At 50.0% G+C, this 14,994-nt stretch carries 14 protein-coding genes; 8 read left to right on the top strand and 6 right to left on the bottom strand.

The annotated features are described in order from the left end of the window. The first annotated feature begins 117 nt into the window (after positions 1-117). Positions 118-405, top strand: a complete 288-nt coding sequence (ubiK, locus tag WG68_RS12205; RefSeq protein WP_046557968.1) for a ubiquinone biosynthesis accessory factor UbiK — start codon at positions 118-120, stop codon at positions 403-405. Between the two features lie 42 nt (positions 406-447). On the opposite strand, the gene WG68_RS12200 is transcribed toward ubiK, so the two are convergent. Then, a complete protein-coding gene (locus WG68_RS12200; RefSeq protein ID WP_046557967.1) occupies positions 448-1,158 on the bottom strand; it encodes a pirin family protein in 711 nt (236 codons plus the stop codon). Between the two features lie 178 nt (positions 1,159-1,336). Continuing rightward, on the bottom strand, positions 1,337-1,783 hold the full coding sequence (locus WG68_RS12195; RefSeq protein WP_046557966.1) for a DoxX family protein: 447 nt from the start codon (positions 1,781-1,783) through the stop codon (positions 1,337-1,339). Between the two features lie 190 nt (positions 1,784-1,973). On the opposite strand from WG68_RS12195, the gene WG68_RS12190 reads away from it, so the two are divergent. From WG68_RS12190 to WG68_RS12175, 4 genes are all read left to right on the top strand, one after another. Then, a complete protein-coding gene (locus WG68_RS12190; RefSeq protein WP_046557965.1) occupies positions 1,974-2,882 on the top strand; it encodes a LysR family transcriptional regulator in 909 nt (302 codons plus the stop codon). A gap of 20 nt (positions 2,883-2,902) precedes the next feature. Continuing rightward, complete coding sequence (locus WG68_RS12185) at positions 2,903-3,280, top strand: MerR family transcriptional regulator (protein WP_046557964.1); 378 nt, start codon at positions 2,903-2,905, stop codon at positions 3,278-3,280. A gap of 74 nt (positions 3,281-3,354) precedes the next feature. After that, entirely contained in the window at positions 3,355-4,269 is a 915-nt protein-coding gene (locus WG68_RS19120) for a sterol desaturase family protein (RefSeq protein WP_052749072.1), read from the top strand. A gap of 196 nt (positions 4,270-4,465) precedes the next feature. Beyond that, the gene (locus tag WG68_RS12175) at positions 4,466-5,053 is read left to right on the top strand and encodes a hypothetical protein (protein ID WP_152663091.1); all 588 of its coding nucleotides are present in this window, start codon (positions 4,466-4,468) and stop codon (positions 5,051-5,053) included. A gap of 50 nt (positions 5,054-5,103) precedes the next feature. Here the strand turns inward: WG68_RS12175 and WG68_RS12170 are convergent, their stop codons facing one another. Both WG68_RS12170 and WG68_RS12165 read right to left on the bottom strand, forming a co-directional pair. Further along, positions 5,104-7,347 (bottom strand): winged helix-turn-helix domain-containing protein, encoded by a 2,244-nt coding sequence (locus WG68_RS12170; RefSeq protein ID WP_161796367.1) that lies wholly within the window; start codon positions 7,345-7,347, stop codon positions 5,104-5,106. A 167-nt stretch (positions 7,348-7,514) separates the two neighbouring features. Continuing rightward, a complete protein-coding gene (locus tag WG68_RS12165) occupies positions 7,515-8,111 on the bottom strand; it encodes a hypothetical protein (protein ID WP_046557961.1) in 597 nt (198 codons plus the stop codon). A 375-nt stretch (positions 8,112-8,486) separates the two neighbouring features. Here WG68_RS12165 and WG68_RS12160 point away from each other — a divergent pair, with 375 nt between their 5' ends. Further along, positions 8,487-9,452, top strand: coding sequence for a trypsin-like serine peptidase (locus WG68_RS12160; protein ID WP_046557960.1), 966 nt, complete (start codon positions 8,487-8,489; stop codon positions 9,450-9,452). 139 nt (positions 9,453-9,591) lie between these two features. Here WG68_RS12160 and WG68_RS12155 read toward each other — a convergent pair whose 3' ends face one another. Both WG68_RS12155 and WG68_RS12150 read right to left on the bottom strand, forming a co-directional pair. Next, positions 9,592-10,935: an MFS transporter gene (locus WG68_RS12155; protein WP_235357728.1), complete on the bottom strand. Its 1,344-nt coding sequence runs from the start codon at positions 10,933-10,935 to the stop codon at positions 9,592-9,594. A 293-nt stretch (positions 10,936-11,228) separates the two neighbouring features. Continuing rightward, positions 11,229-12,278: an AraC family transcriptional regulator gene (locus WG68_RS12150; RefSeq protein ID WP_046557959.1), complete on the bottom strand. Its 1,050-nt coding sequence runs from the start codon at positions 12,276-12,278 to the stop codon at positions 11,229-11,231. Between the two features lie 170 nt (positions 12,279-12,448). Here WG68_RS12150 and WG68_RS12145 point away from each other — a divergent pair, with 170 nt between their 5' ends. Then, entirely contained in the window at positions 12,449-13,978 is a 1,530-nt protein-coding gene (locus WG68_RS12145; protein ID WP_046557958.1) for an amidohydrolase family protein, read from the top strand. Positions 13,979-14,294: 316 nt separating this feature from the next. Then, entirely contained in the window at positions 14,295-14,915 is a 621-nt protein-coding gene (locus tag WG68_RS12140) for a helix-turn-helix domain-containing protein (RefSeq protein ID WP_046557957.1), read from the top strand. Positions 14,916-14,994: the final 79 nt, after the last annotated feature.

Genomic DNA, 14,994 nt, shown 5'->3' with positions numbered 1-14,994 from the left:
ACCTTGCATCAGGGCCGGCATTGTAACCAAAATTTGCGGCAAATAGCATTCGCCTTCTGGATTTATCTCCGTAGAATACCCTGATAACGACGCCACACCGGTTAAATGGAGACTGTTATGTTAGATCCGAAAAAAATTGAAGAGATCGCCAAGCAAATAGGTAATGCGCTGCCACCCCAGTTAAAGCAGTTTGCTGATGATGCCGAAGCCAAAGTAAAGCAGGTATTGCAGCAAAAGCTGGCCAATCTGGACTTTGTCAGCCGCGAAGAGTTTGACGTACAGCGTCAGGTATTACTGCGCACCCGCGAAAAACTCGAGCAACTGGAGTTACAAGTGGCAGCCTTACTGGCGCAAAATGTCACTGCCGATCCGCAAACCGATTTGCCGACTGCCGATCAACAGTAAGAGGTTGCCGTCTTATTTTGTTAGCAGACTTTTGTTAGCAGGCTAAGGCAAGTCAAACAGCAGTGCTTCGCTTTGCTGACTGGCAGTTAACTGTAGGGCGGTTTCCGCGCTGACCAGCAGGCCATCGCCCGGTTGGACTTGTGTCATTGCTGTTGCTCCGGCGTTGCTGTCACTAACCGATAGCTCACCACTTATCAGATGCAAATACACTTTGCGTCCGGCCAGCGGATAGCTCAGTTGCTCTGGGGCAGCCAACTGCAGCCGGTACAATTTGGCCTGCTGTTTAAGCCGCAGGCTATTCTGTTTGCCGTCAGCTGAGGCAATTAGGGTTAAGCCGGGCTTACTGGCAAAATGCTGCTGCTGATACCCCGGCGCACCACCTTGCTGATCAGGCATGATCCAGATCTGCAGAAAACGCAGGTGTTCAGTCTGGCTGGCGTTAAATTCGGAGTGGTAAACCCCCTTGCCGGCACTCATTAACTGAAATTCACCGGCGGGCAGCACTTTTTCGTTACCGGCCGAGTCTTTGTGCACTATGGCACCCTGTAACACCAGAGTAATGATTTCCATATCACGATGGCCATGAGTATCAAAACCGGCACCGGGTGCCACCCAGTCATCATTAATCACTCTGAGCGCTGAAAAGCCCATATGGCCCGGATCGTAATAACTGCCGAAGGAAAAACTGTGGCGGCTTTTTAACCAGCCAAAATCGGCTTTGCCGCGTTCATCTGCTTTGCGTAATGTAATCATCGGGCTCTCCTTTTTACTAAATAATGTCGCTACTTATTGCGGTGTAAATGCAAGGTAGCCGATATGCTGACGTAACAGCAGCAGGGATGCTGCGCAGGCTGAAGGGGCACATGGATGTGATCCTTGAAGCCGGTGAAGTCAGTGTGTCGGCTGCCTGGTATGCCGGGATAAAAGGCAATTAGCTATTCAGTTTTTTGGCAAGTCGTTCATCAACAGACAACTTGCCTGCGCCGCTAAACAGCAAAGACACACTGGCCGCCAGCAGGGCTAAGCCAAACTCGTAACCGTTGTTACTCATAAACAAACCATGCTGAAAATGCACCGCAAAAATCGCTACCAGCATGGCCACTGCTAATGCCGCAGCCGCCGGCCGGGTAAGCAGGCCAATAATTAACGCCAGGCCACCAAAAAATTCAGCCGCACCGGCTAAAAACGCCATCAGTATACCCGGGCTCAGGCCAATGCTGTCCATCCAACCTGCGGTGCCCTGCAGGCCATAGCCGCCATACCAGCCAAACAGTTTTTGCGCGCCGTGTGCAGCGAAGATAATGCCAACCGGGATCCGTAGTGCCAGTGCAGACCAGCCAGCGTTTGTCGAAGTTAATTTTGCTATCAATGTTTTCATATGTCACCTGTCAAAATATTTAATGGTTAAGTAAAGTTTGGTTATTCACTCGACCACAAACAACCTGTCGATGTGCTAAAGATAACGCTATACTTCACGCTATAAAAGCGGGGCTTTTTGTATTATTAGTTCAATTAATTTGAATGTCGGCGGGTGCAAGCCAGGCCAACGGCATGGGGTAACACAGCCAATGCAGCAACTGATTAATTTAGATGCGTTAAGGGCGCTGGATGCCATAGAACGCAAAGGCAGTTTTGCTGCCGCCGCCGAGGCGTTATACAAGGTACCGTCGGCACTCAGTTATACCATGGCGCAGTTAGAGCAAAACCTTGGCGTCAGCTTATTTGATCGCAGTAAACAAAAGGCCCGGCTGACCCCGGCTGGCCAGCTGTTATTGCAGCAAGGGCGTGAGCTGTTAAAGGCAGCAGAGCAACTGCAAAAATCGGTGCAGCAACTGGACAGTGGCTGGGAAGCGCAGCTGACACTGGCGCTGGACTCTATAGTGCCGCCCGAGCCGCTGTTTGCGCTGATCAGCGAATTTTTGCAACTGGGCAAGCTGACACAAATTCAGCTGCGTCAGGAGGTGCTGGCCGGTGGCTGGGAAGCTCTGCATACCGGCCGGGCGGATATTGCCATCGGTGTGCCTGCCAGTCTGCATAGCGGCCCCTATCAGTTACAACTACTGGGCGAAATTGAGTTTGTGTTTGCGGTGGCGCCGCATCACCCGCTGGCCGAGCGCAGCGAGCGCATTACACTGGCCGATGTACAACAGCAAACGGCCATTATCGTCGCCGACACTGCCATTGACAGCCAGAAGTTGTCGACCGGCCTGTTCGACAGCCGGCAAAAAGTGCTGGTGGCGAATCTGGCGCAAAAAATTGCCGCCCAGCAACAAGGCTTAGGCGTTGGTTTTTTACCACGCCACCTGATCCAACAGCAACTGGCGCGTGGCGAGCTGATTGCCAAGCAGCACAGCATACCGCGCGACAGCGCTAAGTTATATCTGGCCTGGCACAAACAGCAGCAAGGCAATGCGTTAAGCTGGTTTTGCCGTCAGTTATGTCAGTATCCGTGGCAGCAAGTGTTTAGTGTCACTTAGCAATAACAGAGTAAGAATCTATGTATATCGGTAAATTAGCCCAGCTATGCGGTGTATCAACCAAAACCATTCGTCATTATGAGCAGATCGGTCTGCTGCCGCCGGCGGCGCGTCATGGCAGTTACCGGGTGTACCGGCAGCAGGATCTGGCGTTGGTGCGTTTAATTAAACAATCGCAGCAACTGGGTTTTAGCCTGCGTGACATTAGACAGGCACTCAGCCACAGTAACCAGGGCATTCCGTGGCAGGTTGTCAACCAGCTTATCAGCGATAAATTACAGCATATCGCCGACGATATTGCCGTATTAGAGCAAAAACGTCTGTTGTTACAGCAACATCAGGCGGCCATCCTCGCCTGTCTGGCGGACAATCCGGCTTGCCCGCCACCGCTGACCTGATCTAAAAACACACTTGACTCGTCCCTTAGGGGCAAGGTTTAGGCTGGCGCTTATCAGATAAAGGAGATGATGCCATGCCCCACCATACCGCTGCCAAGCTGCTTAAACCCTTGATTGCCCGTCTGCTGCTGCCACTGGCAGTTGCCGCCAGCCTCGGCCTGTTTTTTACCGGCCGGGCACGGGGGCTGGATCTGGAATTACTGGTGTCCGGCAGTGCCGTCTGCATCCTGCTAGTGGCGATGCTGCTGGAACGCTGGCTGCCGTTTGCCGGCCACTGGAACCAAAGCCAGCACGACAGCGGCACCGATCTGTTCAGCGCCGCCGTGCTGCTGGCGCTGCTGGACCCGCTGCTTAAATATCTGTCGCCGCTGGTGGTGGTGGCGCTGTACCAATGGCTGGATCTGTCAGGCCTGTATAGTAAAGTGCTTGGCCAGGCGCCGTTTGCTCTGCAATTGTTGCTGGTGACCTTAATGCTGGAATTCTGCCGCTACTGGGTGCACCGCTGGCACCATAGCCAGCAGTGGCTGTGGCTGCTGCATGCGATGCACCACAGCAGCCAGCGGTTGTATGCGCTGAATAACTTTCGCTTTCATCCGCTGAATTATCTACTGCTGTTTATGCTCAGTACCTTGCCGTTAATGCTGCTTGGCGTGCCAGCCGAGCTGTTACTGGGCTATCTGGCACTCACCCTGCCAGTGGTGATGCTGCAGCATGCCAACATTGATTTACGCAGTGGCGTGTTGAATTACCTGTTTAGCACTAACGAGCTGCACCGCTGGCACCATTCGGCCAACGCAGCCGAGGCTAACTGCAACTATGGCCATGCGCTGATTATCTGGGATCAGCTGTTTGGCACTTTTAAATACCAGCCGGGCGGTAGCAACTTACCAACAACAGTGGGTCTGTTTAGCAGCAGTAGCCAAAATTACCCCGTAACGGCATCTTATCTGGCGCAACTACGCTTGATGTATGGCTTGAGGTGTTGCTAGATAAGGCTTAAATAATATTTGTTAATACACTTTAAAAACAACAGTTTAATTGTGACTTTTACCGCCGGTAATTATATAAGTTGCAGATAAGCGACAAGGTTCTGCTGTTTTCATAAAGTGCTGTTCAACCTGGTTATGCCAATAAAAATGCAGCCGGAAATTTAGAATCAGCACTAATAAGGGACAGAGCATGAAAATGACCACATCAGTTTTAGTAACCGCGTTATCCGTCATCGTAATGGGACAGGCATATGCAAATAATAGCACCACCTCAATATCAAAAGCAGCGAATGTACAACTGTTTAAAGAGCATGACGCCTTGTTACAAAGAAACTTTAACGGTAGCTCGGTGCAGTTTAGCTTGATTGCGCCGCGGCTTGAGTTTGATTTGGCTGCTGGTGCAGCATACGCAGAGGGACAGTTGGCAGACTTAAAATACGAAAGTGCTGAATTGGCAGTGCGATACAGCTTCATTAATCAAGATAAGTTGCAGCTGTTTGCCGAAACACGCTTTAACCATACCAATTATGCTGGTGCGTTGCAGCACAGTTATAACCAATATGGCGCTGGATTTTTCGGGCGTAACTACTGGGGCGAGAAACTGCAGGTAGGGGTAAGATTGGGTTATATGGGGGCCAGTAGTGCGGCACCAGAGCAGCAAAAAGGCGTATATACTGAAGCGTCACTAAATTATCCGCTGAGCAATGATCTGGAAATGTACCTGCAATGGTCTACTATCGGTAAACGAGAGCGCACTGGTCTAGGCGTACGGTATAGCTTTTGAGCAAAATCTGATAGCAGGGGGTTCAGAACTGGCTGACCGCCCCACTGTTGTTACCACTTAATATGATATAAATCAGCCGCTGGATATCGGATGCTTAACACAAACATCTGTTGTGGTTGATGTGGGTTAACGGTAAAAAACATCGGTAAACCGCTTTGGATTAAATCCTGATGTAACACTTGTTCCAGCTGCGTCGGTTGGTCCAGCGGATAGCGGCTGAACCAGCCTGTCGCCTGATTAAACTGATACAACCAACCCTGGTGCATTCGGATCACCTGATAAAGGCTCTTGTCGGTAATTTGAATGTCGTTCCTAGCGCCATCAACAAATTGGTAAAGCGCTCCCTCTTGCCGGTAGTACAGTTTGCCTTGATCAAAATGTGGCTGGGTAGCTTGTTGCAGGCTAAGTTGTTGTAGCTGGCCGCTACCGATGTCGATACGCCACAAATGAGACTGGTTGTTTTGATGACGCTGTACCACTATGCTGGTGCCGTCTGGCTCAAATACCGGAAAGTTAAATTCTGGCGCGTGGCTCAGTTTCCGCAGGTTTTGCTCTATCAGATCGTACAACCATACACTTCCCTGATACCCAAAAACCAGTTGCCGCCCATCGGCAGACCAATCCAGATTATTTATCGCCGCTGAACCATCGGCTATGGTCGTCAGCTGAATATCTTTGTCGTTATTGCGTAACCAAAGCTGCCAGCCATTGCCTTTATTGGCACTGTAAGCCAGTTGCTGTGGCTGTTTTGGGTTAACTTGGACTATGCCAACTGAGCCGGTGTCCTGGCTGAACTCACTAAACACAGTTTGTTCAGCCACGAACAGGTCCTTAACTGCGGCCATATGCCAGCCACCTAATTTACCGGCAGTATGCGCACTAAAGTTTGAAGCTATTGCCTGACGCTCGCCGGTTAACTGCACTTTTCCAAAGTAATGACCTTTTGGAAAAGCTCGTTTTTTTAACTGCTTATCAGCGACGCTAATGCTAATCAGCTCAGGACCATTGGCAGCATACAAATGGCTGCCGCTTTGGTTCCAGCTAATGTTGATTAAATTGCCAGACTGTTTAAAACTGGCCAGCTGTTGTTGCTCGGCGCTCACTAAATTATAAAGATAGACGAAGCCACTGACGCGGTCGGTGAGATGCAGATATGCCAGTTGAAAACCATCCGGTGACAACGCAAAATCGACGATACCTGCGCCGGATCCACTACTGCGCGGCTGTAACAGTAATTCGGTTTGACCGGTTTTTAAATGCTCGATCACCAGCCGTTCGCTACCTGTTGCCTCTGTTGCTGGTTTAATGCGGTACAGCTGGTCGCCACCACGATTCAATTGCGCGACATTCCGGGAAACAGGATCGCACGCTAAGTCTAGCGGGCTGCTTTTATACTGCGGAAATGCAGTAAAGTCATAAAGCTGGTAGGCACAATAAGACATATCATCTTTATTGAGCCGCACCAATAAACGTTGCTGTTCAGGCTGCCAACCCAGTACAAACAATGAATACCCCTCCTGCGATAGGGTGATCTCTGCCGGATCTTGCTGCACAGTAGAAGAATAAGGACGTACCTTTAAACTGTTTGCCTTGCTGTTAAAGGTATGATTGTAAGCCAGTAATTGCTGATTGCTGCTCAGTGCCAGGTTGTATTCGATACCTTTTTGCCAGGTGAGCTTGTGTTGAATGCTGACTGAGGCCTGTCCCCGCTCGCTGGTCGCAACTTCTGCAGGTACTACAGGTTCTGCATCTGGCAGCGCTGCTTGCCACAGCCATAGCAAAGCGGCGCAGATTAGTAGTAAAGGGGCAAACAAATTCCGTTTGCGTTTAAGCCTGAATAGCACCTTTTTATTAGCAGATTGCGGCGAAGTGTCTGCAATTAGCGCCGGAGGCTCGCTGGTGTTTGCCTCAGGTCCCGCAGTTGGTGGTACGACCGCAGCGATATGTTGCGCCGCAAAATCTCGCTGAAGTTGCTCAGACCACTGCAAACTATAGCCTTTGCGATGGTGGGTTTTTAATGGTGACTCAGTTAAACCTGGGTGTTGTAAGGCTTTACGCAAATCAGAGATAGCCCGGTTAATGGCATTGTCATCGACAAAACCTTGCTGCCACACCTGTTCAACCAGCTCTTGTCTTGGGATCACCCGCTGTGAGTTTGCCAGAAAATAGCGCAGTAAATTAAACAGCAGTCGCTCTAATTCAAGACTGCTGTTATCGTCTTCCAGACAGAAATTTTCTACATTAATTCGCCATGGGCCCAGTAACTGCATTGCCATCAGCTTAAGTGTCCGCACAAAGACCTGCATGTTAACAAAAAGGCCAATAGTTGCAATGTTAGAGTTGTCTATACTACTCATAATTCAATTGATGCTCTAACACTCTATTCTGGTTGAGGTAATATTGCGGTTAGTGCCAAATAATTATTCACGCTAAACCATAAGTAGTTAATTAAATAACAGCATTACTTTGCCGCAACATTTTCTTTAACCCGCCAGTAACCCAATGCTTGGTTACCACTGATTTCCAGCCCGAGCGCGCGCAGCCAGTCGGCCACCTGATGATTGGAGTTATGGCTGAGGCTGTAAGGGTGGCTGTGCGGTACAAAGTTTAGATTACGCGCAGTACTGTAGAAAGGCGTGGCTGGCGTGGCAGTAAACTGCTGTTCGAGCTGGGCCAGCAGCGCATCGACCCGCGCGGCTTCTACCTGAAACAAATAAGCCTGGCCAATGCCCACCCCCACCGCGCGCTCCAACTGTTCACCAGGCTGCGCTGCGGCAATTAGCTGACGGCCAAAGGCGGCTTTACTGGGCATAAACAGGGCCCGGCTACCACTGGCGATGCCTTGTTCATTGTCAACATACCAGGCCCAGTCGCCATAGGCGTAGCGCAGTCGGGTTTGATTAGCGGCAGTTAGCAATATCGAGCTGTGGCGGCCATGGGTAAGCAACTGCACCGTGCGGGGTTCGCTAACCTTTTCTGGCACGCTGATCAGCGCGGTACAGCCTGAAAATAGTGGCAGTAATAGCAACACAATCAGTAATCCAACTGCGTATCTCACTGATAACCCCCAAAGTGGTAGCAGTAATCCCTCACTAGGTTTAACACCAAAACAGCAGTATGGCCAATAAGGCGGTCCACTCAATACTTCTGCTTTCGTTTCCTCCTGAAGATTGATTAAAAACTGTTAATGGTGTGTGGTGGCCAGAAAAATAATCTTGCGCTAGAGTTTAATGCCAGTCTTAATCGAGCAGCTTGACTAGCGCTTATGCGGTGTTGGCAAATGAAAAAGAAGAGTTTCTATTTTGCTTTGGCAGCAGTTCGTTTCACAACATAGTGCCAAATAAATCAAAGAAAAGTGCATAGGTATTTTTGCTGATTTTGCGATTTGGCTTAAGGAGTAAAGTTCGCATAGATAAAGTATGGAGAAATTGAGATGGCTAAAAAAAAAGATGATGTCAGAAAAGAAGAGGGTTCGCCTCTGTCTTATTCACAAATTATTGATTTTTTTGATAGAAGTCCTAAAGGCGATATACCTAAAGATCTGCGTTCAATGTTATTGGAAGAACCTGAACCTTACAAATTTAATGGTATCGAGGTAAAGCGGGAGAAGGCATTTAGAGTTAACCCCACTGTACCAATGATCCCGAAGTGGTTTGGAGCAAGCCCAAAACCCTGCAAAGCCAGATTGCCGTTCCCTACCCGGGTACTTCATCAGGGCAGAGAGGTCAATCCCCTTGTAGTCTTTAATCCGGATGATCGTAGAACATATAATGACATTAGCTATCCATGGGGGACGATTTGTCGGGTTATTACTGCAGCTGGAGCGGGCTCTGGCGTGATAGTGGGCCCAAGACATGTCTTAACAGCCAGCCATGTTGTTGACTGGAGTGGCAACTCAGGCGGCACCGTTGAAGTTCATCGATCTGCCGGAGCAGTGCGGGCAGTAACGGCGATAAGCAGGGTTTGGTATTATACCAAGGTGACAGGGAATACCGTTGCCTGGGTTGAAAATGATGAGGACTATGCGGTTTTAGTCACATCATCTCGGATAGGCGATCTTTTTGGCTGGATGGGGACGCGAACCTACAATAGTGCCTGGGATGATGAGCCCTATTGGTGGAATATTGGCTACCCAGGTAGTATTGCGGGTGGCATGCGGCCAACCTTTCAAAATCGAAAAGCGCTGGATGAGCCTTGGTATGATTTCGGGCCTGCACGTTCGATGAGCACCAATGCCGACTTAACACCAGGGAACTCTGGGGGGCCGATGTTTGGGTTCTGGAACGATGGCCCTTATGTGGTTGCGGTCGCATCAAGTGAATCTTCCACTACCAATTGGTGCTCGGGGGGATCCTGGTTGACTAATTTGGTACGCCATGCCAGAGACAAAGATTCTTAGTACTTAACAGGGGGCATTACAACGTCGCATGTAGTCTGGTAGTGCCCCCCAATTCTGTAATCGGACGTGCATGTCACAAACTGGCCCGTTACTTTTCACTGACTGAAGCTGAAACCATAGTGCTAAACAATACCAGCTCTTAAGCTTGTTTATCTTCGCGGTAATGGGATCGATTAGTTTCTTCGGTTTCGGTATCTGTTGTGTTAGCGACCGGTGTGTCTTCTGGGAAAATCGGTTTATGGTCTTCTACCCACTGCTCATCCTGACGCGGATCCAGCTGGGCAAGTGATGCCCCCGACGCTGCGGGTACCGCTACAAACACACTTAACTGATCATTGGCAATGCGCTCGGCAGTTAAGGCATAGCCTCCCAGCATCAAAGCGGCGACTGCCAATACGCTAAAAAACAGGCCGCCGGATATGCCTAACACCGCCCCCAGGATTAAGGGCGCCAAAAACGAGCCTATACCATAAGCAAACAGCAAGCTGCGGCTTATTTCAACCAGATCTTTACCATGGTCCAATCTATCATTGGCCCGGGCAACACTTAGCGGATAAATACTAAACAGGCTGGTACCCAGTAAAAAACCCAGCAAATAAAATAGCCAGGTCTGGCTGGCCAGCAACGCAAGTAGCAGGCAAATAGCGGCACTAAATAAGCCGGCCCAGGCCAGTAACTTACGCCTGCCGTAACGATCAGACAGGGTGCCAACCGGCCATTGTGCCAGTAAGCCGCCAAATATTGAAATGGCCATAAAGGATGCGACGACCGACTGTTGGCCATAGGTATTTAGCACAAGCACCGGCACCATGGTGTAAAAGCCTCCGACAAAAAAACCACCAATAACACTGCCTACCAGTGCCAGCGGGGCTATATGCAGAACCTTGGGTAGGCTATAGCGCTCAAATGGAGGTAATACCGGCTGGCTGATCCGGGTAATAGCCACTAAAAACAACGAGGCTAATACCAGCACTGAGCCCAACACAAACACCACGTGGGATTCAACGTCCAAGCTTAAAATCAGCTGGCCAATGGCTGTGGCCATAAAAAACACCACGGTATACACCGCTAACACCCGGCCGCGGTCAGCCGAGCTGCTTTTTTCATTCAGCCAGCTTTCCAGCACAATGAGCAGGGCATAAAAGGCAAAGCCGGATAGCAGCCGTAAGCCGGCCCAGAACCAGGGGTTATAGTGCAAAGTGTGGCCCAGAAATGCCATAACCATAATTGCTGAGAATGCCGAAAAGCTGCGGGCATGCCCCACCGTCACAATGAGTTTCTGGCTAAACACCGCCGCCAGTAAAGCGCCCAGAAAGAACGCCGAGTTAATGATGCCAATGACCATTTCTGACAAGCCAGCCTGCTTTAAATATAGCCCGATAAAAGTCATCAGCATGCCGTAGCCGGTCGCCAGAAAGGCAATAGAAATAAACAACGATGAAATAGGCAACAACGCCTGCCTGAAAAACACGGCTGTACTCATATGCAAGAAATCAATAACTTAAACATAGTGTGTGTTCATTGAGCAGGCAAGCGGCAAAACTGATGATATAGCCTGGATGGCGGTAACCCGCCCCTGAGATCAGAGCTGATTGACACGGCGTAACAGCCGTGACTGTAATGTTTACAATTATAAGAGATAAGCGATAAAAGTACTCACTGCGCGGGCAACAGCTGGAATTTACGAAAAATCAGGCCCAATATGAAGCTTATAACTTTATGTCGACTACTGATCAGTTTATTAATCAGGATTGCGCTTAGTGTAAACCAAATTAACTATTGCCCTGCCCGATACGCCGAGGGTGATAACCCAACAACCCGTAAAAATTCCTTGTTAAAGTTCGATTTGGTGCTAAAACCGGCTTGTTGCATTACCTCGATAATCGGTAGGTCTGGCTCGCTTAGCAACAGCCGTTTGGCCTCAGCAATGCGCTGGTCATTCAGATATACCGAGTAGCTTTGGCCATATTGCTGGTTAATTGCCTGCGACAATTGCCTGGCCGGTAGCTGCAGCTTTTTTGCTGCCTGTGGCAGGGTGATACCAAATTCCTGCATATAGAGCTTGTCGCGGGTTATCAGCTGGGCAAAGCGCTGCATAATAGCTGCCGTGTGTTGCTGGGCTTCAGGCGAAAATGGCTTGGCTGGGTTGAGGGTGGCTAACATATACATCCACTCCAGAGAGTGACTGCGGTGCAGCGCCGCCAGCAAGATGCCGAGGTTCAGCAGGAAAAACGCGCAACCGGCTACAAACAGCGCAACCGAAGAGCGCAGGGCTACTCCGCTTTGCAGTTCCAGATGCACCGCAATTTCAGCCAGAATATTAATCAGTGCCATTAACATCAGGCAGATTAACCATCGATAGGCCGGCGAGGCGAAATTACCAAGGTGCTGTAATGCTTGTTTACCTTGACGCATTTGCAGGGCGATCAACAGCAAATACAGTATAAAACTGGCCATGATGGTCAGGTCGATAGCGGCAAAAAATAACCGGCTTTTTATCAGCACAATAAACAGCACTGTCGCAGTGCCAAAATGCAGCAGGTCGCGCCAGCGCAGTGGCATCGACGGTTGCTGGGCTGCCCGAAAATACAGATACAATAAAGGGCCCAGCCACAACGCAACCAAAGGCCGCATAATGGCCAGTTCGCCCGCTTCGCCGTGCAATATCGCCACCAGCAGCAGTGTCTGATGCGCATACAGCAGACAGCTGACACCCATTAGTCGTTTCGGTAGGGGTTGTGCTGCCGGCATAAACAGCAACTGCGCTGCCAGTAACAGGCACAGCAACGCGTTCGCAAGCTGGATAGCGGTGATGTAACTGAGCATATGGACACCTTAGTAAGGACCATCATCATAAACCATGGGCGGAGTAAATGCAGCACTGCCCTGGGTGCCATAAAAGCACTTTTTTTAAGACCTCGATCCTGTTTTGAGTCGAGCCGGTGGGCAAAACAGCCGACACTTGCAGGCCGTTACTTAACTTAAGGAATGCCCTGATGCGCCCATTTTTATTAATTGTAAATAATTGCTCTGCCCGTTTTAACGCTGTTAGTGCGCTGGCACTGCTAACCCTCAGTTTGCCCTTTAGCCTGCAGGCAGAATCGGTGCTGCTGCGTAATGTCAGCATTATCAGTGGTGATAAGCCAAAGCCTTCGGCCCCACAACATGTGCTGCTAAACGATGGCAAAATTCAGGCAATAGGTACGGAGTTGCTGAGCGCTGACCGGCAGATAGATGCCACGGGTAAGTATCTGTTGCCTGGCCTGATCGACAGCCATGTCCATTTAGAAGGGGTACCTGGTTATAACGGCAATAGCCAAAGCGACCAGCCGATGTTGGCGCAAGCCTGGCGGCAGATGCCACGCAGCTATCTGTATTTTGGCTTTACCACCGTGCTCGATTTAACCGGCGATGCCAGCTTTATATCAAACTGGAACCAGCAAACTGAGGCGCCCAAGGCCTATTTTTGTGCGCCGGTGGCGATCCCAAACGGTTATCCGGCGGTCTGGCTGGGCAAAGAGGGGCAGTTTCAGGTGGCGGGTAGTCAATACATGTTATACGACCCGGCTCAGCCTGACGTATATCCTGCCAGCTTTATAGCCGCCGAGCACAGCCCGCAAGCTGTGGTTGCCTTGGCCAAACAGCAGGGCGCCAGCTGCATTAAAGTGTTCTATGAAAGCGGCTTTGGGCCTGTGCGCAACTTACCAGTGCCGTCGGTAGCCTTGATCAGCGGGGTAGTGCAGCAGGCCAGGCAACAGGGGCTGCCGGTATATCTGCATGGCAATTCCCAGGCGGCGTACGAATTTGCACTGCAAACCAAGGTGGATACGCTGGTGCATGGTTTATGGCATCCGCATAAAGGGGTGGCACCAGCGCAAACTGAAAGCCAGCTTAACACCATAGCCCAGCAACTGGTGCAGGCTGATATCGCGGTGCAGCCGACTATTCAGGTATTGTACGGCGAGCAGGAGTTACTTAACCCGGCTTTATTGCTGCAGCCGCAACTGCAGCATGCGATACCACCATTATTAAACCAGTGGTATCAAAGCGAGGCCGGCCAATGGATGAGTCGCGAGTTGGCTGATAACTTTGCTGGCGCCAGCTACACGCCAGCGCAGTTGTATCAGGCAGTAACCGCAGCTTACCAACAGCCACTTGGCACAGTTCGACAGATGACAGCCCAGCTAAACCAGCTCGGTGCCCGGCTGCAATTTGGCAGTGACACCCCAAGCGGCCCGTTTTACAGTCAGTTTCCGGGCATTAATGGCCGCTGGGAAATGGACCGCTGGCTGGAAAGTGGTTTAAGTTTATCGCAGCTATTCAGTGCCCTGACCATTGGCAATGCCCGTGCATTGGGGTTGCATCAGCAGATTGGTGAAGTAAAGGTAGGGTTTAAAGCCGACTTACTGCTGCTAGGCGCGAATCCGCTGCAGGATGTGCAGGCCTATGATGCTATAGAGCTGGTGATCCTGAATGGCAAAGTCATCAGCCGGGCTACGTTGTCCGCAACACAGTTGCAAGAGTAAGAAAAACCAGAAAAAGTGGGGCAGAGCTAATAACCGATATCAGCTAGCGACTAAATACCTCCGCCCCTTTTTCTCAATTAGTTTCTGGCTACAGAAAAAACGCACTATTAATTATGCCAATGACCATTTCTGACAAACCAGCCGGCTTTAAATACTGCCTGATATAAGTCATCAGTATGCCGTTTAAGCACACAGCTTCGAATAGCAAGATATCTTAGCAATGTCGCTGCTTTGTCGCAGAGCTGTCATAATGCTGGCCTAACGTAACCCTACCGAAATATTGAATACTTGCGTTTTACTATTTCGGAATATTGGTATGGACATGAAGATAAATCGCGATGTGTTAACTCAAGCGCGCAGCGCCAGAGCCTGGAGCCAGCAGCAACTGGCCGATGTGGCTGGTCTCAGCTTACGAACCATTCAGCGTATTGAAAAATCGGGCGTGGCATCCAACGATTCACTGCAGGGCATTTGTGCGGCGTTTAACAAAGAGCCCCGCTATTTTATCGCGCACAGTGAGCAACCCGCCAAGCAAAAGAATCTGGTGAAAATTGGTCTGGGCATCATGACGGCAGCATTGCTGATATTAGGGAGCACTTATTTTTCATGGGTATCGGCAGAAACGATAGTGCTAAATATTGAATACCGTGGCGAACATCTGGCAACAGGCGATTTAAATGAAGTGAGTCTGGAATATCTGGTTGATATTGGCAGGACCGCTGAGCTGCCGCTACCAAATGATTTTATGTTAGTGATCCGGCCCCAAAATACCAAGGACGGCGTCACGCTCGACGTTACACTTAAAAGTGCCAGTAGTCAGAGTCTAATTCCCAATGGTCACGACCTGACAGTGACCAGGCCGTTGGCTGATGGTGTGAATATCAAGTATGAAAAAGCAGGTAGTTTTCTGGCAAATGTTATGGTTCGGGTTAACTAGCTATTACTCAATACAGCATAAAGCCAGGCTTGGCACAGCGCTAAAGCAGCTAAGTAGCGGCTATGGCAAAGAGATCGCT

It is taken from the genome of Arsukibacterium ikkense (assembly GCF_000987775.1).
Lineage (GTDB): Bacteria > Pseudomonadota > Gammaproteobacteria > Enterobacterales > Alteromonadaceae > Alishewanella > Alishewanella ikkense.
This window is presented reverse-complemented; position numbering and strand designations above follow the sequence as displayed.